We start from the raw sequence: 18,931 nt of genomic DNA on the forward strand, positions 1-18,931 counted from the left end.
GTTTACTCTCCGATGAGGGTCTGGCTGTACAGGCGACTCTAGTTATAGCCAACCTTAGATCGCCGGCGATTACGGCAGCGCGGCCTTCACTTTCTCCGGTACCCTGGGGCCAACCGGTGCCATGCCCTGCAGATACTTGAACAGTTCGCTGTCAGTAGACAGCACCAGGGTGGTGTTTTGTCCGATTACCGTTTTGTAGGCTTGCAGGCTGCGGGTGAACTGGTAAAAGTCCACCGCTGCAGGGCTCTGATTGTAGGCACGGGCGTAGATTTCCGTGGCCCTAGCATCGGCCAGGCCGCGTATCTCCTCCACTTGGCGGTAGGCTTCAGACTGGATCTTGTTCAGATCCCGCACCCGGTCACCACGGATACGCGCCGCCTCACCGTTACCCTCGGATAGAAAGCGTTCAGCGATCTGGCGCCGTTCACTGATCATCCGGTCGTAGATTTTAGGACGTACGCTTTCGTTGTAATTGATCCGTTTGAAGCGGATATCAAGCAGCTCGATGCCAAACACCCGCACCTTTTCAGCCGCCGCCACGAATATCTCGGCTTCCACCTGCTTACGCCCCTTCTGGATCGCCACCCAGGCGCTGGTATCCAGAGAGCGTCCCCCTCCGCTCAACAACGCATCACGCAGCGGCACCCGATCCTTGGTAGTACGTATGATCTCGATCAGCTCGTGCTTAGCCACCGCATTACGTGTCTCGCTGCCGAGAATATCGTCCAGCCGGGATTGAGCGCTACGCTCATCACGCAGGCGCAAGAAGTACTGCAGCGGATCGGTGATGCGCCAACGGGCGAACAGGTCGACAGAGATATAAAGCTTGTCCTTGGTCGGCATGTCCGAGGGTTTACCGTCCCATTCGAGTACCCGCTTATCGATGGCGTTGACCTCCTGGATAAACGGTAGCTTGAGCTTCAGCCCCGCCTCGGTGATAGGCTCTCCCACCGGCTTGCCGAACTGGGTGATGATCACCTGCTCAACTTCGCTGACGGTGTAGATCGAGCTGTACAGCAGGTACCCGGTGACCAGGGTCAGCAGCAGGGTAAGGGTTGAGTTTATTCTGTTCATGGTCGACCTCCGCTACCGTATCCCAGATTGAGCAGCGGCAAAATACCGCCCGCCTGCTGGTCGACGATTACCTGAGTCTGAATGCTGGGCAACACCTCCTGCAGCGTCTCAATATAGATCCGTCGACGGGTCACCTCCGGCGCCTTACTGTACTCTGCCAGCAGCGCGCTAAAGCGCGACGCATCACCCTCGGCTTCGTTTATCCGCTTAAGACGGTAGCCGTCGGCCTCTCGAATTCGCTGATCTTTTTCACCTTGAGCCAGGGGAATGACCTTGTTGTAGTCGCGCCGCGCCTCATTGATCAGTTTCTCTTTTTCCTGCTGCGCCTGGTTAACCTCATTGAACGAGTCCTGCACCGGCAGCGGCGGGTTGATGTTTTTCAGTTGCACCTGGTCGATGCTGATCCCCATCACGTATTTGCTGGAGAGCAGCTGCATCTTGGCCAAGGCTTCGATTTCGATCTCCTGACGCCCCACGGTAATCACCTCGTCAACAGTGCGGTCGCCCACCACCTCGCGCATCACCGATTCAGAGACATAGCGCAGGGTTTCAGCGGGTTCGCGCACCTCAAATAGAAACTTAACCGGATCGGCGATGCGGTACTGCACCACCCACTCCACCAGCGCAGCGTTGAGGTCGCCGGTGACCATCTGGGTTTCGCGCTTCTTATCACGGGGGCGGGGGCTTTGGTAGGGATCGTTGGCGCCGGGGGTAGTAAAGCCAAACTCCTGCTTCAACTGCCGCTTGACCGGTACGATGGTAGCTATATCCATCCCCAGCGGCAGTTTAAAATGCAACCCCGGTGGCACCTCGTAGAGATACTTACCGAAGCGCTGCACCACTGCCACTGAATCACTCGGCACAGTGTAGTAAGCAGTCCAGAAACCAAGTCCGCTAAACACCAACACCGCAAGACCGATGATCCTAGTACGACTACCACCTGGTAGGTGACAACCGCAGCGAACCCATCCAGCACGGAGCAGACGCCCCAGATCAAATGCCGATTGATTACTCCCATTCCAGGGATCTTTCTGATCATTGTTGCTTTGGCTTGACATCATATATTCCTCTGTTGGCGCCAAATCACTCGCAGAGCAACAACGACAGGAATACCCTCTATTGCCCCAGTCTTTTTACTTAAAGGGAGAGCTGAAGCCTGTTGATAACTCGAAAGGATTTAGGCCATTACAGGCTTAGGATATAAGCCCCCCTCGGGGGAGTCGGTGCGCTAACAAACATAAAGCGCCAATAGGAAGAAGTGTTTAACCGACTTGCCAAATCACCGACAAGCAACTGTACTTCACAGATACACTGTTATTTCTCCGGAATAACGGCTTTTGAGCAACTCTCAGGTATGAAAAATGTATCCTTCTCCACAACAAAACCATTTATTGGCCGCCCTGCCCGATAAAGTTCAACAGCGTCTGTTTCCTTACCTTAAACCGGTTACGCTGCCACTCGGTAAAGTCTTGTACGAGCCGGGAGAGATTCAACATCAGGTTTTCTTTCCGACTGACGCCATCGTCTCGCTGCTTAACGTAACGGAAAATGGCGCGTCTGCCGAAATTTCAGTGGTGGGTAATGATGGTTTGATTGGAGTGAGCTTGTTTATGGGCGGTGAAAGCACCCCCAGTCGTGCCTTGGTGCAAAGTGCTGGCTTTGCCCTGCAACTCTCAGCGCGGCGTCTTAAGGAGGAGTTTGACCGTCACGGCGACCTATTGTTATTGCTGCTTCGTTATACGCAGTCGCTGATCACCCAGATGGCCCAAACCGCCGTATGCAATCGACACCATACCATCGACCAGCAATTATGCCGCTGGCTACTGCTATCACTGGACCGCCTGCCGGGTAATCAATTAATCATGACTCAGGAACTGATTGCCAACATGCTTGGCGTTCGGCGCGAAGGGGTAACCGCCGCTGCGGGCAGATTGCAGAAACTCGGCGTAATAGAATATCACCGCGGACATATTGGCGTACTCGACCGTCCCCGCCTTGAAGCACTTTGCTGCGAGTGTTATGCCGTAGTCAAAAAAGAAACGGACCGATTGTTGCCCTGGCACCCGAACAAGTGACTAACGTCTTGGCTGTGCAATAGACAGGACACGAAGTGTAACTGCACGGGAAGATGGGCAGCCTGTACAAATATGCAAGCTACCCGTTGGGCATATTTTACCCAGTAGCCACCACTACCACTAGAGCAATCGGCGGCGCTGATCAATTACTTACCTACCTGTTTGTCCATCTCTGTCAGGCGTTGCCTGTTCCGATGGTTCCTGCCGAGGCGCTTGCTCTTCGGTAACCTTGCTTCCTTCTCTGGCCGGTTTTCCTTTATTGCTGAACTCCCTCGAGTCGTTAGCCTCAGGGGCAGCACCGGTATCTGGTTTTTGTTCGCGTGGCTTTTTCATATAAACCTCTGAATAATCCTGAAACTCGCGATATTGCGTGCTGCAGGGATAGTTACTATGACAGCAATACATAAAAGCATCGGTTCGCTATCACACACTAGAAGTAGATTTTGAGAACTATTTTCGCAAAGAAGAAGTTGGTGAATGACCGGCGAACTCGTAGAGGGTGTGCCATACTCAGTTCGTCCCTTAGTAACGTTGTGGTCATACCCAGTTTCAAGCAGAGGTTAAACAACTACCCAAACCCGAAATCTTAATTGAAAAAACATCGGTGACTGATGTTAGTTTGTACTTCTCAGTTCTCTCCTTTTTTAAACCCACTTATGCTGTTGCCTCCAGACATTCCATCCAATCACACCTACGTTTAGGATATAGCCTATCGTAGCCAGTTGCTGTTTTGTGCTGCTAAGCAAATGAGGGCTGATGTGCTGATTCTGTACGCATTGATATCTATTGATCTCATAGAAAACCCAACAATATGCGATTCTGAAGCTTTTGAAAGCCAACGTTATCTACGATAAGTCACTACCATCCATGACGCTTCAAGCGATTCAAAATCCCTTGCTCGCAAGAGCGTGCCGGTTCGAGTCCGGCCGCTGGTACCATCTCTTCAACTTTTTGAAGAGTAAGAGAAAAAGCCCATCCTATAAGGGCCCTAGAAGAAAGCGATACCGAAAGGTAGTCGCTTTTTTTGTGCCTAATTTCCACCCCCGGTCCATAACCCGAAAATATCCTGTGCGGATTTTGTGCGCAGAGGAATCCAATAAAATCCATCGCTCTATCATTCTGTACGTTGTCATCATGTCTAAACGTATTCAGCGCGTGCTTATAGCCGGTATGGTGTGCTCTATTGGGGTTGCCCTCGCTGGTAGTAATATCCAACTTCGAGTTACAGGGGTAGGTTAAAGCCTTGGAGGCAGTAATCGAAGAGAAGTACATGCGTAATTATGACAAGCTGGCGATACTGATCCTGCTGTCTTCTTGGGTTGTAGCAATCAAATATTACTTAAAGGATCTACACCGTTTCTGAAGTGAACTGCTGGAGAATTAGATTTGTCTGTTTTAAGCGATGATTGCAACATAATGAATGAAGCTATTGTGATCTATTAGCTGCTCCCCTGATACTTATCACACAGCTTCGTCGTATATCAGAAATTGGTTAGTACCTTTTTCCTTAGCCTTGTACAGCGCTCCATCAGAAAATTTAATCAATTCTTCCTTATCCGTAGTATGTATCGGGGCAAGACTAACCCCAATACAGGCCCCAACCACGACCTCTTTCCCCTGAAGCACAACAGGGGTGGAAATATGATCAATTATCCGCTGAATCAGGACCTTTAGTTCATCAAGACTATGTGGATTAAAAACGATGATGGCAAATTCATCTCCCCCCAATCTAGCAGGTGTGTCGGTGGTTCTGATGTGAGTACAAATTTTGTGTGCCACTGACTTAAGAAGTTCATCACCAACTTGATGCCCATAACGGTCATTCACTACCTTAAATAAATCTAAATCAATACTCAGTAACGCCACTGTTTGCTGGCTACGCATAGATAATCGAATACGGTCATCTAAAATCTCGTTAAACTTATACCTATTGTAAAGACCTGTTAACTGGTCTGTTGTTGCCATCTCTACCAGCTGTTCTTCTAAGGCCTTCTTCTCTGTAATATCTTCTATTACAAGTAGTATTCTGGGAGTTGAATAATTGGGAGATATAACCCTTCTGGCGTTCAAACGCATCACTTTCTTCCCGATATGGGAAAACTCATGCTGAATCTCGTACCCCTCTATGCACTGTTGGCTTGGTAATATTTCATTCAGGAGACCGATAAGGTCTGCGATGTTCCATTGTCCATTGCCTAATGCATATAAGTATTGATCAACAGTTTCTTCTTCAGTGACATAAAACGACTTATAAAAATTTTTACTCGCATACACAACCCGCAAATCACCATCGAGAACCAACAAAGGATCTGGAATAGTGTCTACAATTTCCTCCATGAGATAAGGGTCATTCAGGGTCTGAATCATTATTTCGTTTTCCACATGGCAAAGGCTGTCTTTAGCCTAGCCTATTTTCTGAAAGGGAGTGATTGATGGATAGCCTTACAGTTACTCAACTGCCACCAAGGAGGCTCTTTAAAGCCACCCTCTGTTCTTACCTAGCATTAGACTCATTGCTACAGCTTTTAGGATATACCCCCAAAAAAAAAATTGACCTACAATAGGAAGCTGTATATTATTTAACCAGCTTGATGCTTTATCTCCTATTTATGCACGTCATTTCGAAGTTTTCTCAATTCCTCGTCCTGTTTTCATAAGTACACCGTAAACATTCCTGCATTTATCTGCCTGAACTCAGGCGGCTCATTTATTTCCGAAAATAGGATAAAAATTATGTCTAATACAATTACTGGCACAGTTAAATGGTTCAACGATGAAAAAGGCTTCGGCTTCATCGAGCAACAATCTGGTCCTGATGTTTTTGCACACTTCAGCGCTATTACTGGTGAAGGTTTTAAAAGTCTTCAGGAAGGCCAACAAGTTGAATTCTCGGTAACACAAGGCCAAAAAGGCCCACAAGCAGAGAATATCCGCGCTATATAAACCGAAATAGTTTAACTCTATTTAGAGCATGGCTACACGCCATGCTCTTCCATAAACACAACTTCTGTTACCCCCTATTCCCTCTGAATTTATAAACTCTATTCTGTACTGCAGCCAAAGATCACTAACTGCGGAAGAATGCTTATTTATGAAAGCCAGACAAGCAAATTGTTAATTGCTTGGGCAATAATGGCTCTACTGAAGTTAAAGGAATAACTCACCATGTTAGAATATATTAATGATGCCTTGTGCGTATCTCGCTTCCCTAGGCAAGAAAATGACTTATGGGCATGTTACAAACCTTCCCTTGAATGTACTGACCGAAAACGACAAACGTGGAAACGTATAACCACTCTACTTTCTACCACTGAAATGCAGAGTTACCTTCACAAACATTACGAAGAAGAAAGTATCTCTGAAACGTTTGTTCGTATCTCGGCTAACTGAATCAAAACCGAACTTTTTACCGGATACTCCAGAGCTCAAGTAAAACTGACCATCACTTTGTATTCATTACAGTAATTTCTTCTGCCGAATTCTGCGATACATACTATTATGCTGATGCTGTCATTGCTGGCATATCCAGCAATTTGGTCTGTTATTAGATAAAGGCCTTGACCAATGAAACCTAATTTCGCTCTGGAGCACATTCAACCTTCAAGCAACTGAGGAAATGCGCTATAGGAACTTTACCCTAATAGCTATAATCAGCGACACATTTAAGAATGGGTATCATTCGTTTTCTTCGATATCCTTCTTGATTGTATACAACCTTTCTTTTTGCTCCTCACTATTCTGCATCTTCATCGAACCAACTTTGTGAGTAGAAGTGAAACGCTCAGTTTTATCGAGCACTTCAGATAGGTCAGACAGCCCTTCATTGATTGAACAATAGAGCATCAAGTCCAACCGTTCCAAATTTTCAAGTGCTTGGGTTGCTTGCCTGAGTATAAAGGGGAGTGATTCTAGAATGGTGTCATCTATGGATTGTCTCGCTAATTGGGATTGTAATTTAGTACGATCCTCTAGCCATAACACTAGCTCTTTTACCTCCTCAGTGAAGAGTTCTGCAGCAACATGGGGGGGAAGACGGTCAACTTGAGCATTGAATGAGGCCACTGTGATGTGGTTTTCCTTACCTGAAACTTTGTCTTTGATCTGACGAACACATTTAATCGTATCGCCTTTGGTAATGAATTCCATAACTGCTTCCTCATGACAAAGCATCTTATTGATCTCTATCCACTTAAGAGACAAACTAAAAATAGACCTAGAGAAGTGCAATTACCAATCGATAGGCTTACACCCATACTTTTTTTTAGGTGGCCGCGAGCCAGAAAAGGGCACAGCAATAAAAACAGGTAGCAGCACTTTTACCCTAAGCCTCTAATCTTCAAAGGCATAACGATCCGGATACGAGTTCCAGTACAATCGGATACTAAACAAATCAGCAAATCTAGTAACACTCCCTCCCTTGATACTTATAATCCAGCTTTATCAAAAGAGAGACTATACTCCTCTAGACCGAACTTAAGGAGTTAAGGTAATGTCTAATCGCCCTAATCTACGAACCTATATACTCATACCTGTGCTGCTTTTACTTAGCATGCCATCCTTGGCAGATTGTTGTAGCGAACAATCCATCACGCGAGAAAATCCTGCGGCAATTGGGGGGCGGCTTTACGACAAGTGGTGGGCAGAACTAGATCTTGCCGCGCCATCAACAACACATCCAGCCTACCCAGCTACAGCTAAAAAGTCTGGAGCTACCACTTGGCGCTGTAAAGAGTGCCATGGTTGGGATTATGCTGGTATAGAAGGGGCGTATGGGACAGGAAGCCACTATACCGGCATTAAGGGAGTTACTGCTTATAAGGGAAAAGACCCAGCTCAGATTAGCGCATTATTAACCGATACAACCCATCAATATGACCGCTTTCTGAACAAACATGCTCTAAACCTAATTGCTACCTTCATCAGTGAAGGACAGATAGACATGTCGAACACCATCGGTCTTAATAGCAAAAAAGCCGACGGTGATGCAATCAACGGACAAGTGCTATACGGAGAATACTGCAGCCGATGCCATGGAGATGAAGGAGAAGACCTTAACTTCGGATCAAACCTGAAGCCTGAATATCTGGGCCCTCTGGCCCGAAGGAATCCGTGGGAGGTATTACATAAAATCCGTAACGGCCACCCTGGCTCGAAAATGGGCCCTGAACAGATGCACAGCGGCGATATCATGAGAAGGCACCACCTCGGCGAGGTCCGAATGAACGAACCAATGCCAGCGATGATCGGAAAGTTGACCTTACAGCAACAGATGGATCTATTGAATTATCTACAGAATTAAAGGGGTCACCCATTAGCCGTTTCCGGTCAAGGGCACGAGTGATCCCCTGATGTTTTTTAAACATCATCCGTTAACTTTGAGAATTTTATTAATCGCACCTGTCTTTTCAACGGTGGGTGCTATTTCATTGAAACGCACCAGTCACCCATCAGGATCTAGGCTAACGGTTACTACGTGTTAGCCCCAAGCCAGTTCTGGCTCCAGAAAATTTTCAGTGCCCACACATAGCTAATTCAAATCAGATATAAGGCCTTTATGAGCCAACCTTTTAAGGGCTTATGTGTGAGGCGATTTAATAAATTTCTCATTAATAGTGCCGTGACTGCAACAATCAGAGCCTAGGGTTCAAAACCAACCCCATTAACGTCATCGGCCACGGCTAAACTTAGCCAAATGCTCTTTGTTCATCAAACGGCTCGCCTCGTTTCAACATAAAATAACAGGCGCGAGCTAGTTTATTCGCTATTGTCTTTTTTGCGACCATCACATGGCGGGTGCGTTGCTTTTTCTGATAGAAACGCTTGATCGTAGGGCTCCAGAGAGCACTGAAGTGCGCAGCCTCCATGAACGCCCAGCTCAGATATTTATTGCCGCTTTTAGCATTTCCATGTCCTTTTATTTTTCCGTTACTCACTTTGTCAGCGCGAACGCAGCGGGCGTAGGATGCATAATTACCCGGCCGAGGAAAACGCTCTATATCACCGGTTTCTAGCACGATTGTTGATGCCAGTACTTTCCCAACACCGGGAATGCTATTTATTAGATCATAAGCTTGTGATGAGCCTAATTGTTTAGAGATATCGCGCTCAATTAATTTCACGGCCTGTGTGTGCCATTTCATAGCTAAGTATGTGAGTTGGGCACCCAAACGCAACGGTGGTGTAAATAACTGATCAAGTTGAGGATCATCGAGCAATTTTATCTGGTTGGATGACAAACGCTGGCCGGTATGTCGGGCAATCAAACTCTGTAAACTGAGCAGATGAAGTGTTCGTTGTCTGACAGACAGTAGTCGTCGCCGAAGCAGATCTCTAAGCGCTCTCTGTTCCGTGGGGTAAATGTAACCTTCCGGTAAAATCCCCAGACGCAGTAAATGTGCTAAGTGGCGCGCATCACTTTGATCGTTACTGTGCTTTAGACCTGAGTATTGTGGGATAGCTGTTGTATGGGCTAGCTTAACAGTGAAGCCTTCGAGCATCAGCTGATCTACAAGCCAATACCAGTTCTATGTTGATTCAACAACACAAGCGTGTAGATCCTGTTTGTAAGGATTTAATGCCTCAAGAATACTAACGATGTCATTCGGCAAACGTTTTTCGAAGCAGACCTGATCATTATCATTAATAATAGAAATGACGCTATTGTTGCTGTGTAGGTCGATACCACAATAAAGTGTCATAGAAGCCTCCTTAATTCAGGGGTTCGTTTATTTATTCACTTTAACGGATACCACCTGATTGAGGAGGCGGCTAGGAGATTATCAAAGCCCTTTAATCTATTTAGGCTCACTAGGAACAACCTGCAAATCTAACGGAGCTAATTCAAAACTCGTTGAATGATCACCCCCTCCCTTTCCATCAAGCTTCGTTTGCAGCTTTTTATTAGACATATGTGTTAAAGCAGCCAATACATATACAAATAACTAAAAACCTGCCGCATAGAAAAGAGCATATTCTATTGAAAGCCCTTTGAAGAAAATAAATGCAAATGTCGTATAGAAAACGACTGATGAAGACCAAAGAGCTACTATAAATTCAAATAGCAATTCATCCTTATTCTTTTCTTCCTTGGAGCTATAAATTTGGGACGGCTCTCCGTTCAACCGATCTTTCAAATTCACAGAGTGAACATGAATGGATGCTACAAATAGGTTTAACCACACCACTGGTAATGAAATACCCATCGACAAGATCACAAGCTTAAACGCATCCAAACTCTTAAAAAGCTCAGGATCAAAATAAAAAATCGACAATACACCAGGCGCAATAGCTCCTGTAAAAACAAGTATGCCAATAAAAGCCTGCCTAGCAGTGATATTCTTAACTTCATTAAACATCTGAATTCCTTTTCTAATCAGAGAAGTAATTCTGTATATCACAACCAAATAGCCTGACAAATCAATCTTAATTCTTATATAAAGACAAAAAAGTGGAACTCAAGAAGAAAAACCAAAGGGGCAGGTTTTGCATTGTGCAACAAAATTAAAGAGAGCAGAGGTCTTTTCTTTTTCTAACCACTAGCAGCGAAGCGTTCTAGCCACTAACCTCTATCTCCTTAACAACCTTCTTCCCCCGCCACCCAATAAACAGCCCCGAAGACACAATCAACGCCGAACCAATTAACATGGACGTGGTGAACTCTTCACCAAAGAACAGCAGCCCCAAGGAGCAGCCAAACAGTAAACGAGTATATCTAAACGGCGTTACCGCTGAGACTTCGCCAGTGCGCATCGCTTTCATTAAACAGGAATAGGCGATCACACCGGCTAGCGTAGCGATCACAATCGACAATAGCTCGGGCTGAGATGGCAAACGATAAACCTCGCCTGCCCAGCTAGAATAGAGAAGCCCAGAGATCAGGACTGAGAGAAAGCCATAAAAGCCTAGCCGTGCTGTGCCTATAGTCGGTGGTGCCATGCGACTTGCGAGGTCTCTACCAGCAAAACCGATCATCCCTATTACAGCCAACAAAGAGAGCTGAGAAAAATCATCAGCGCCCGGCTGTACGATTAAGATAACGCCCAATAGCCCAATAAATATGGCTAACCACCTAGCCGGACTGACGCGCTCACCTAAAAAAAGGACTGCGCCCATCACTACTAAAAGCGGAGTGGCTTGCAGTATCACAGTGGCTGTCGAGAGAGGAATAAAGGCAATCGCGAGTACGTAAAACAGCCGTCCTATCACCTCAAAGACGATACGAATACGCATAGGTAAAGACAGCACGTCTTTGATAAACAGTGGCTCGCGGTTGAATTTAAGCATGGCGGCAAACAGCAACATACCGCCCAGACCAAACAGAGCTAACACCAGCCCAACCGGTAGAGTTTGCGCGGCATCCTTAACCAACGCATCCTCAATGGCAAACGCAGCCATAGCTGCGATCATCCACAGGCTGCCAATTAAATTATCTTTACTGCTTGTACCTGTTGATTGCGCCACGAGATCTCTGTTTTCCAAAAGGTAGGTTGATTTAACGACTTACCATCCTACCTATCTCCTCTTAATCCCCAAGGCACAGCCAATAGAATATGCATAGTCACAGATCTGTTCTTATTTGGTCCCTCTAACTCCACAAACAAAAAAGGCCCACTCAATGAGCAGGCCTTTCTTTTTCTAGCCACTAGCAGCGAAGCGTTCTCGCTGCTAGTTACTGAAATATATTAAACACCGTTAATCAGTAGGTGTACGCCGATACTTGCCACATAACCTAGGGCAATTGCAGGCGTCCATTTAAGGTGAGATGCGAAGGTATAAACGCCACGCGCAGTACCTAGTAGTGCTACACCTGCAGCAGAACCGATCGCCAACATACTGCCGCCCACACCCGCTGTTAGGGTTACAAGCTGCCACTGGCCTAGCGACATCGCTGGGTCCATGGTTAATACCGCGAACATCACCGGAATGTTATCTACAATCGCCGATAGCACACCTACCAGACCGTTCGCCCATGTTGGGCCAAGGTCGTTGTACATTAGTTCAGAAACGATCGCCATGTAACCGAACTGGCTCAAGCCAGCTACACACAAGATTACGCCGTAGAAGAACAGCAAAGTATCCCACTCGGCACGCGATACACGTTCCATCACGTCGAACTCTTTAACTTCTTCACGCTTCTCAGTCATATCTTCAAACAGCTCTACAGCACCCACTGTTTCACCGTTTTCATCAACAACAGGGGCAGCACTGAACATTAGGTATGCGCCTGAGTTACCGATATTGTCGAAGTAGTTAGCGGCATCGTAAGACTTACCGCCCATTGGGTTGTCACGATACTTGTTTTGATAGTGCTGACGTACGCCTGCACCTGATTCGTCTTCTAGGACAGCATCAGCCAAGGTTGGACGCTGCTCTTTATAGAAGCCTTTCCAGTGGTTTTTCGTGCCGATCATCTCTTCAGCTTTGATACCCGTTAGCTCTTCTAGTGCAGTATTCCAATGAGTAACGTTTTTCTCTTTATCGATCATAAACGCTGGATATGGCTGATCATTTAGATGCTCGCCAATATCCTTACCGTATGCCTGTAGAACGCTCAATGGGTTCTGATGTGCATCACTACGACCACCAAAGATTGAGTCAGCCATTACCGTGCGACCTTCAACCCTCTTCAGGTAGAACGAGTACAGACCTAGGTAACCTAGACCAAACATCATGCCAGCCGCAGGTGGAAGGTGTAGGAAGCTGTGGAAGCTTACTGCAGTTACGATAGTCGCTAGGAATAGCACCATCATCACTTTAGCACCACGTTTCATGAAGGACTTTTCCTGAGACGCTTCTGGGATCTCATTAGGAATAGCGAAGTTCATGATAATGGCAGGCACAAACCAGTTAACTAGCGATGGGATAAACAGCGGTAGGAACTCTAGGAACTCTACTTTACCCTTCTGCCAAACCATCAGTGTTGTGATATCGCCGAATGGGGAGAATGCACCACCAGCGTTTGCCGCAACGACTACGTTGATACATGCAATCGATACAAAACGGATATTCGAACCACCTACAGCCATTACAACCGCACCCATCAGAAGTGCAGTCGTTAAGTTATCCGCAATCGGAGAGATAACAAATGCTAGTGCGCCGGTAACCCAGAAAACCTTACGTAGAGAGTAACCACGGGATACCAGATAAGCACGCAGCGCTTGGAATACATTACGATCTTCAAGCGCGTTAATGTAGGTCATCGCTACTAGCAGGAATAGGAATAGCTCTGCGTATTCGATAATCGCATGTTTAATCGCATGATGCGCCTGTTCTGTGGCACCAATTTCCTTAAATGCTAGCGCTACTAGAATCCAGATCAGACCCGCAGCCACCAGAACCGGCTTACTTTTAAGCAGATGAATATTGTTTTCCAGCGGAACCAGTGAGTAGGCCAAAATAAAGATGGCGATACTTAGATAGCCATAGAAAGAGGCGCTCAGTTCCGGAACGTTAGCGGTCGCTCCGCCGGTTTCCGCAAAAGCAGTAAGAGGGAGCAGTAAGAGACCAACAACAGCCAACACAAAGCGTAAGCTTGCGCTGTTGATCTGTGGAAAAAACATCGACAGGTTCATGGTCAGAATCCGATTTTAAAATTGTTGTGTCTGGATCAGGTTACGGGTTTCAAAATACCCGCCGAAATTGCATAAGAATTGACAATTCTTATGCAATTTCTGCCTAGCAACTTGCAGGGCTTGACCCATCGTCACGAGAAAGAGCGTCAAAAAATGACCAAATTCGAGTAGACCAACGTTAAGTCCGACCAGCTACTAGCATGGCGTGTATTCATGCCTATGCTGAAAATGCTGCAATGCACACATTTTTGAGCGGGGCTAGGGTAACGCTTTAAGACAAAAGTAAATACTGGTCTTTAGAGCAATAAAGCACCATCTTTTGAGTAAAGGAGTCCGGTAAAAAGACAAGGGGTCTGAGATAGCTGTAGGAAACTTACTCACGAATGCGCGTTTTTACATAGCGTAGCGCCAAAAAGGGACACAAATTCAAGGTATATAGGCGTTGCTGACCTAAGCCTTTTGGATAGGGATCACAAGGAGGAGATCTGTTTTATCGATCTTTTTAATCGGAAGAAAGAGACTATTGCGAGAGTTGTTCGCCACAATAGAGCTTGCGAACTTTATTCAGAAATCTGACACGCTGAGTATTGTTCGAAAACTCGGTCGCGACCACTTCGCCATTCACGGCGCGGATACGTGAAAAACAATCCTTCAGCTCTAAATGCTTTTTGCCATGGCCTGCAGCATAGACACCACGAAGAAAGAAGCCACTACTGGACTGCTGACCTTCAGTCACAATCTTGTCGTATACCGCTTTAAAAATTGAGGGATTAATAACAGAACCCATAAGTCTCTCCTTCTATCTTTCTTCAGCGTGTTTTAAAAAGTCGTAGATATCTTTGTGCTGCTTCGCCAACCAATCACTATTGGATGAGCTACTACTGGATAGCTTCTCCGCGAGATGCAGAAAAGTTTTGTACGAATCGCTATCTTTGATTGAGTGCATAACTTCCTCTCCTCCAATAAGAAAAAACTTAGCGGTTTATGCTCTTTGTGACTGCAACAGTATCTGTTGATTTTCTTGGTACTTGAGGTGGGAGAAGTTCTACCTACCTGAGAGCGAGCAGGTAGAACTGTTCAGCAATGTTAATGGTGAGGTCGTCCATTGCCTATCACTTATGAGCGGATCTAGATTATCAATAATGATAATAATTCGCAATAGCGTTTTGCTTTTTTTGGTGGATTATTTTTATTCGATAGAAAGACTAGTTAGCAGCGTTACTAAAGATGCCCCGTTTTCACATAGATTAATGCACCATCGTCCTTGGTATAGGGGTGATGCTCACTCAAATGAGGACTACGCAGCCACGAGCCTTTCGGATAGATACCATGTTCATCATAGAAAGTGCCTTCAAGTACCAGTATCTCTTCACCGCCAAAATGACGGTGGGGATTAAACTGCGTATTCGGCGCCCACCTAACCAAAGCGACGTGTTCGCCCTCAAATTCATGCAAAGGCATAACAGTTAAGCCATCAACCAGCCCTTGGAGCCAAAGCTGCTTATGAGTATCGATCGCCTTTTGTTCTTTGTCGGCTTCGTTAAACTGCTGCAACTTTACAAAGATGGTTGCACCCTCTTTGCCGATCTTCGGGGTATGCGAGGTACCAATAGGGTTACGGACGTAACTCCCTTGTGGATAATCTTGGTGTTCGTCAGAAAACACACCTTCAAGCACAAAGAACTCCTCCCCTCCGCTATGAACATGCGGAGAGAATTCACTAAAAGGTGCATAGCGGACGATCGAGGTCGCCCGTGCAGATTCATCACCAATTCGGTCTAGCATCACGCGCTCGACACCCGCCATGAGCGAATCAACCCAATGATAATCTTCAGGAAGAATAACTACGCGTTGTTCAAAATCTGCATTTATTCGTGTAACCATCTGACTTACCACTCTTTTTATATATCCAGCACTAGTGAATAACTGAAGCTACGTGATACACAGGGACAAATCTGTTTTTGAACTTGCTGTTCGTTCTGGGTTAGGCATTGATCTCTATGATCAGGCTCCCCATCAAGCACAGTAACCGCGCAGTTTTTACACACGCCACTTTTACAGCTATTGGGAATCTCAATTCCACTTTCAATAATAGCGTCTAGCAAAGTTTGCTCTGCCAATACTTCCACGACTTTTCCGCTTCGCGCGAGTTCCAGTGATATAGAGCTATCGTGCGCCTGCTTGCTTGCACCAAACTGTTCAAGTTGGATCTGTTGTGGATCAACCTCTAATAACTGAGCCTGCTGCTTCAAGCCTGTGAGTAACTTCTGAGGACCGCACGCGTAAACCACTGCATCAGGTGCTTTGGTAGATAAAATCTGATGTAGATCTATACGCTCGTTCGCCTCTCCCCGATAGAAAAAACCATTACCAACAAACTCCCTCTGTAAACGATCAAAGAACGCCATCTCAAGTTGACTACGACCAGCATAGTGAAGTTCAAATTTCCTGCCTTGATCGCGGAGCTTTTGCGCCATGGCCTTAATGGGAGTAATGCCAATTCCCCCTGCTATGAGGATTGTTGGGCGTGTATCTTCATGAAGCTTGAAATAATTTTGCGGTGGCTGGCACTTCAACGTCATACCCAGATTGAAGTATTGATGTACTGCAACGGACCCACCTTGTCCCTGTTCTTCATGCAACACAGCAATTTCGTATATATCTCGTCGTGCTGGGTTAGAACAGATCGAGTAATGGCGCGTGGTTAAACTGCCATCCTCTAGCTGTATAGGTATTTGTAAATGCGCACCAGCTTCAAATTGAGGAAGATCTAGCCCTTGCGGATGACGTAATTCATAAGCACGTACTCTTGGGGTTAGCTGCCTTATACCTGAAATCGTTAACGTTATAGGGCCATCACCTAACGATTGCGGATATGCGGAGGCCACCAGATCGGACTGAGCCTTAAGGCGAACGTTCTCATCGATTACAGGTGCGATAAGCTGCTCCATTTCACTTTCAGTAAAGCGCGGAGTGATATGTTGTGGGCAATTCCAGTCGAATGCTTCTATTTTGATGATAAAGGCACGCTCAATCTCGGCTCTATACCCCGCGACCTCAAGTTTGGCCTGTGTTTCCCAATCATCATCCTTTACCAGCTCGACTCTTCCCATAAGCTTTAAACGACGCTTATTGGGATAATCCATAAAGAAGATAGATACCCGATTGTTGGTACGAAAATTACCAGTACTGACGTATTGACGATTGCCACTAAAATCAGCGAAGCCCAGCGTTGATGCATCTAAAACCTGCATAAAGCCTTTAGGGCCACCTCGATGCTGCACATAGGGCCAACCGGTTTCACCGACACTGGCCATGTAAAAACTATCACGCTCAGCAATAAACTCGGCTTCGTATTCCGACAGCAGATAATTGTAATCTTCACCCTCATCCATACGAGCGTAACCAGCACGACTATTCTGCTCTGATTGAACTTGGCGAACAGTCTCGGTGAATGCGATTTGTGCGTATTTATGTGCCATCGTCAAATACCCTTGTTTTAGGATTTAGCAGAAAAAAACGGGCCTTTAAGGCCCGCTAAGGCAGACTACTTATCAAGCTTGCTGCAGTTCTACTTTGGGGAAATCTATTTCTACGCGACTAGCCTTACCCAAAATATTGGTTAAAACATTCATTCCAACATGGGTAATAATTTCGACAATTTCTGCATCGTTGTAGCCGGCATTTCGTACTTCGAGTAGTTCGGCTGTAGTAACAGCACCATTATTCTCAGCTAAGGAGCGTGCAAACTTTACAGCCACAGCAGCTTTAGCATCCTGACTACTACCAGAACGGTTTGCCTCAATTTCGGAACTAGACAGGCCAGCTTTACGACCTATTGCAGTATGTGCTGATACGCAATATTCACAGGCATTCTGTTCGGCAAGCCCTAGGGCAATACGTTCACGAGTACGAAGATCTAGGCTTCCTTCATTTGCAATCCCATGTAAGCCTAAGAATGCACGTAGTGCTGCTGGAGAATTGGCAAATACTTTAAGAAAGTTTGGCACCATCCCAAGTTGCCCTTCAATCGCGCCATACAGTGCTTGTTGCTCTTCATTTGCTTGTTCGTTTGTTACTAAGTTAATGCGGCTCATATCTAATTCCTCAAACTAATGACCGGCCTCTGTATTTGGCCGCTTGGTTAAGTTGCAGGACTAGTTTGACAAGCAACGATAAATTAAAGAATACTCACAAAAAGCAAATAACTATTACGTAAAATGGAATAATATAACTCGGAGGGCATAAGAACAGTGGATCAATTTCATTTGATGAATGTGTTTGTTGCTGTTGCAGAGGAACAAGGGTTCGCTGCCGCTAGTCGTCGATTGAATATCTCCCCTCCAGCGGTAACCCGTGCTGTCTCTGCTCTGGAAGAAAAACTCGGCATTAAATTGCTAACCAGAACCACTCGACATGTACGAACCACTGACGCGGGCCAGCGCTATCTCCAAGATGCACAGAGAATTCTTCAAGAGCTAGAAAGAGCAAATGAGTCTGCCATAGGCATCAATAGCGAACCCAAAGGCCACTTATCGGTTACAGCTCCCGTTCTTTTTGGACAAAAATATGTAATGCCTAGCATTGCTGAATACCTGAATAATTACCCGGAAACAGAGGTAGATGCCGTATTTCTAGACCGCGTGGTTAACTTGATGGAAGAAGGGTTTGATGTCGGTATACGTATTGGTCATCTTCCTGACTCAAACATGTATGCAAAACGGGTTGGCACGGTGCATATGCACTGGCTTGCTTCGTCACAATATCTAGAAAAATCAGGTATTCCTCAATTCCCAGAAGACCTGAAGCAACATTCAATTATCATGACCAATAGCAGTAGTATGGTGCAAGATTGGAAATTTGATTTCGAAGGAAAGCAGCAGAATTTACGCTTAAAGCCACGATTAACGGTTTCCACCAATCAATCAGCGATCAATGCAGCAAAGCTGCATTTAGGCATTATCCATACTTTGTCGTACCAAGTTGAAGATGAACTAAACCATGGCGAACTTAAAACTGTTCTGGAGAACTATGAACCACCAGCAATGCCTGTGCACATAGTTCATAGAGAGGGCCGCCATGCCAGTAGCAAGATCAGAAGCTTTATCGATATTCTTGCAAAAAACTTAAATAAGAATAAAACCATAAATTAGGTTAACGCAAACCTTCATCGACAGAGTATTTACAAGCTTTTGATACATATAGGCGGTG

At 45.9% G+C, this 18,931-nt stretch carries 20 protein-coding genes and 1 tRNA gene; 6 read left to right on the forward strand and 15 right to left on the reverse strand.

The annotated features are described in order from the left end of the window. Positions 1-69: 69 nt before the first annotated feature. Both hflC and hflK read right to left on the reverse strand, forming a co-directional pair. The gene (hflC, locus tag ACMXYO_RS14980) at positions 70-1,074 is read right to left on the reverse strand and encodes a protease modulator HflC (protein ID WP_415885919.1); all 1,005 of its coding nucleotides are present in this window, start codon (positions 1,072-1,074) and stop codon (positions 70-72) included. After that, on the reverse strand, positions 1,071-2,132 hold the full coding sequence (hflK, locus tag ACMXYO_RS14985; protein ID WP_415885920.1) for an FtsH protease activity modulator HflK: 1,062 nt from the start codon (positions 2,130-2,132) through the stop codon (positions 1,071-1,073). The genes hflC and hflK overlap by 4 nt, the downstream gene beginning before the upstream one ends. Positions 2,133-2,435: 303 nt before the next feature. On the opposite strand from hflK, the gene ACMXYO_RS14990 reads away from it, so the two are divergent. Beyond that, positions 2,436-3,149, forward strand: a complete 714-nt coding sequence (locus tag ACMXYO_RS14990) for a Crp/Fnr family transcriptional regulator (RefSeq protein ID WP_415885922.1) — start codon at positions 2,436-2,438, stop codon at positions 3,147-3,149. A 150-nt stretch (positions 3,150-3,299) separates the two neighbouring features. On the opposite strand, the gene ACMXYO_RS14995 is transcribed toward ACMXYO_RS14990, so the two are convergent. Beyond that, complete coding sequence (locus ACMXYO_RS14995; RefSeq protein ID WP_415885924.1) at positions 3,300-3,482, reverse strand: hypothetical protein; 183 nt, start codon at positions 3,480-3,482, stop codon at positions 3,300-3,302. 501 nt (positions 3,483-3,983) lie between these two features. Here ACMXYO_RS14995 and ACMXYO_RS15000 point away from each other — a divergent pair. Beyond that, positions 3,984-4,087, forward strand: a tRNA-OTHER gene (locus ACMXYO_RS15000). A 523-nt stretch (positions 4,088-4,610) separates the two neighbouring features. Here the strand turns inward: ACMXYO_RS15000 and ACMXYO_RS15005 are convergent. Next, a complete protein-coding gene (locus tag ACMXYO_RS15005) occupies positions 4,611-5,516 on the reverse strand; it encodes a diguanylate cyclase domain-containing protein (RefSeq protein WP_415885925.1) in 906 nt (301 codons plus the stop codon). Between the two features lie 366 nt (positions 5,517-5,882). On the opposite strand from ACMXYO_RS15005, the gene ACMXYO_RS15010 reads away from it, so the two are divergent. Beyond that, positions 5,883-6,092, forward strand: coding sequence for a cold-shock protein (locus tag ACMXYO_RS15010; RefSeq protein WP_415882524.1), 210 nt, complete (start codon positions 5,883-5,885; stop codon positions 6,090-6,092). Between the two features lie 222 nt (positions 6,093-6,314). Next, positions 6,315-6,539 carry a hypothetical protein gene (locus ACMXYO_RS15015; protein ID WP_415882525.1) on the forward strand — a complete coding sequence of 75 codons (225 nt, stop codon included), beginning with the start codon at positions 6,315-6,317 and terminating at the stop codon, positions 6,537-6,539. A 285-nt stretch (positions 6,540-6,824) separates the two neighbouring features. Here ACMXYO_RS15015 and ACMXYO_RS15020 read toward each other — a convergent pair whose 3' ends face one another. After that, positions 6,825-7,295: a hypothetical protein gene (locus ACMXYO_RS15020; protein ID WP_415885927.1), complete on the reverse strand. Its 471-nt coding sequence runs from the start codon at positions 7,293-7,295 to the stop codon at positions 6,825-6,827. 343 nt (positions 7,296-7,638) lie between these two features. On the opposite strand from ACMXYO_RS15020, the gene ACMXYO_RS15025 reads away from it, so the two are divergent. Further along, complete coding sequence (locus ACMXYO_RS15025) at positions 7,639-8,448, forward strand: c-type cytochrome (RefSeq protein ID WP_415885928.1); 810 nt, start codon at positions 7,639-7,641, stop codon at positions 8,446-8,448. A 385-nt stretch (positions 8,449-8,833) separates the two neighbouring features. On the opposite strand, the gene ACMXYO_RS15030 is transcribed toward ACMXYO_RS15025, so the two are convergent. The 10 genes from ACMXYO_RS15030 to ACMXYO_RS15075 all read right to left on the reverse strand — a co-directional run bounded on the left by ACMXYO_RS15030 (position 8,834) and on the right by ACMXYO_RS15075 (position 17,817). Then, positions 8,834-9,646, reverse strand: a complete 813-nt coding sequence (locus ACMXYO_RS15030; RefSeq protein ID WP_415885930.1) for a transposase — start codon at positions 9,644-9,646, stop codon at positions 8,834-8,836. Positions 9,647-9,673: 27 nt separating this feature from the next. Next, positions 9,674-9,847 (reverse strand): hypothetical protein, encoded by a 174-nt coding sequence (locus ACMXYO_RS15035; RefSeq protein WP_415885931.1) that lies wholly within the window; start codon positions 9,845-9,847, stop codon positions 9,674-9,676. A gap of 243 nt (positions 9,848-10,090) precedes the next feature. Then, positions 10,091-10,504, reverse strand: coding sequence for a hypothetical protein (locus tag ACMXYO_RS15040; RefSeq protein WP_415885932.1), 414 nt, complete (start codon positions 10,502-10,504; stop codon positions 10,091-10,093). 196 nt (positions 10,505-10,700) lie between these two features. Continuing rightward, positions 10,701-11,609 (reverse strand): DMT family transporter, encoded by a 909-nt coding sequence (locus ACMXYO_RS15045; protein WP_415885933.1) that lies wholly within the window; start codon positions 11,607-11,609, stop codon positions 10,701-10,703. 221 nt (positions 11,610-11,830) lie between these two features. Next, positions 11,831-13,720, reverse strand: a complete 1,890-nt coding sequence (nhaD, locus tag ACMXYO_RS15050; protein WP_415885934.1) for a sodium:proton antiporter NhaD — start codon at positions 13,718-13,720, stop codon at positions 11,831-11,833. 520 nt (positions 13,721-14,240) lie between these two features. After that, a complete protein-coding gene (locus tag ACMXYO_RS15055) occupies positions 14,241-14,507 on the reverse strand; it encodes a hypothetical protein (protein WP_415885935.1) in 267 nt (88 codons plus the stop codon). A gap of 12 nt (positions 14,508-14,519) precedes the next feature. Then, on the reverse strand, positions 14,520-14,666 hold the full coding sequence (locus ACMXYO_RS15060) for a hypothetical protein (RefSeq protein WP_415885937.1): 147 nt from the start codon (positions 14,664-14,666) through the stop codon (positions 14,520-14,522). Positions 14,667-14,941: 275 nt separating this feature from the next. Next, positions 14,942-15,604 (reverse strand): cupin domain-containing protein, encoded by a 663-nt coding sequence (locus ACMXYO_RS15065; protein ID WP_415885938.1) that lies wholly within the window; start codon positions 15,602-15,604, stop codon positions 14,942-14,944. Positions 15,605-15,621: 17 nt separating this feature from the next. Continuing rightward, positions 15,622-17,202 carry a pyridoxamine 5'-phosphate oxidase family protein gene (locus ACMXYO_RS15070; protein ID WP_415885940.1) on the reverse strand — a complete coding sequence of 527 codons (1,581 nt, stop codon included), beginning with the start codon at positions 17,200-17,202 and terminating at the stop codon, positions 15,622-15,624. Between the two features lie 72 nt (positions 17,203-17,274). Beyond that, positions 17,275-17,817 (reverse strand): carboxymuconolactone decarboxylase family protein, encoded by a 543-nt coding sequence (locus ACMXYO_RS15075; RefSeq protein WP_415885941.1) that lies wholly within the window; start codon positions 17,815-17,817, stop codon positions 17,275-17,277. Positions 17,818-17,973: 156 nt separating this feature from the next. Here ACMXYO_RS15075 and ACMXYO_RS15080 point away from each other — a divergent pair, with 156 nt between their 5' ends. Beyond that, on the forward strand, positions 17,974-18,873 hold the full coding sequence (locus ACMXYO_RS15080; protein ID WP_415885943.1) for a LysR substrate-binding domain-containing protein: 900 nt from the start codon (positions 17,974-17,976) through the stop codon (positions 18,871-18,873). The last annotated feature ends 58 nt before the right edge of the window (positions 18,874-18,931 follow it).

The organism is Neptuniibacter sp. QD37_6, assembly GCF_047778085.1.
Lineage (GTDB): Bacteria > Pseudomonadota > Gammaproteobacteria > Pseudomonadales > Balneatricaceae > Neptuniibacter.

Excerpts from the sequence above, each read along its gene's own strand:
- ACMXYO_RS15005 (WP_415885925.1), bottom strand. The coding sequence starts at position 5,516 with ATGATTCAGACCCTGAATGACCCTTATCTCATGGAGGAAATTGTAGAC.
- ACMXYO_RS15055 (WP_415885935.1), bottom strand. The coding sequence starts at position 14,507 with ATGGGTTCTGTTATTAATCCCTCAATTTTTAAAGCGGTATACGACAAG.
- ACMXYO_RS15035 (WP_415885931.1), bottom strand. The coding sequence starts at position 9,847 with ATGACACTTTATTGTGGTATCGACCTACACAGCAACAATAGCGTCATT.
- ACMXYO_RS15075 (WP_415885941.1), bottom strand. The coding sequence starts at position 17,817 with ATGAGCCGCATTAACTTAGTAACAAACGAACAAGCAAATGAAGAGCAA.
- ACMXYO_RS15040 (WP_415885932.1), bottom strand. The coding sequence starts at position 10,504 with ATGTTTAATGAAGTTAAGAATATCACTGCTAGGCAGGCTTTTATTGGC.
- ACMXYO_RS15060 (WP_415885937.1), bottom strand. The coding sequence starts at position 14,666 with ATGCACTCAATCAAAGATAGCGATTCGTACAAAACTTTTCTGCATCTC.
- ACMXYO_RS15020 (WP_415885927.1), bottom strand. The coding sequence starts at position 7,295 with ATGGAATTCATTACCAAAGGCGATACGATTAAATGTGTTCGTCAGATC.
- ACMXYO_RS15010 (WP_415882524.1), top strand. The coding sequence starts at position 5,883 with ATGTCTAATACAATTACTGGCACAGTTAAATGGTTCAACGATGAAAAA.
- hflC (WP_415885919.1), bottom strand. The coding sequence starts at position 1,074 with ATGAACAGAATAAACTCAACCCTTACCCTGCTGCTGACCCTGGTCACC.
- hflK (WP_415885920.1), bottom strand. The coding sequence starts at position 2,132 with ATGTCAAGCCAAAGCAACAATGATCAGAAAGATCCCTGGAATGGGAGT.
- ACMXYO_RS15070 (WP_415885940.1), bottom strand. The coding sequence starts at position 17,202 with ATGGCACATAAATACGCACAAATCGCATTCACCGAGACTGTTCGCCAA.
- ACMXYO_RS14990 (WP_415885922.1), top strand. The coding sequence starts at position 2,436 with ATGTATCCTTCTCCACAACAAAACCATTTATTGGCCGCCCTGCCCGAT.
- ACMXYO_RS15030 (WP_415885930.1), bottom strand. The coding sequence starts at position 9,646 with ATGCTCGAAGGCTTCACTGTTAAGCTAGCCCATACAACAGCTATCCCA.
- ACMXYO_RS15065 (WP_415885938.1), bottom strand. The coding sequence starts at position 15,604 with ATGGTTACACGAATAAATGCAGATTTTGAACAACGCGTAGTTATTCTT.
- ACMXYO_RS14995 (WP_415885924.1), bottom strand. The coding sequence starts at position 3,482 with ATGAAAAAGCCACGCGAACAAAAACCAGATACCGGTGCTGCCCCTGAG.
- nhaD (WP_415885934.1), bottom strand. The coding sequence starts at position 13,720 with ATGAACCTGTCGATGTTTTTTCCACAGATCAACAGCGCAAGCTTACGC.
- ACMXYO_RS15025 (WP_415885928.1), top strand. The coding sequence starts at position 7,639 with ATGTCTAATCGCCCTAATCTACGAACCTATATACTCATACCTGTGCTG.
- ACMXYO_RS15015 (WP_415882525.1), top strand. The coding sequence starts at position 6,315 with ATGTTAGAATATATTAATGATGCCTTGTGCGTATCTCGCTTCCCTAGG.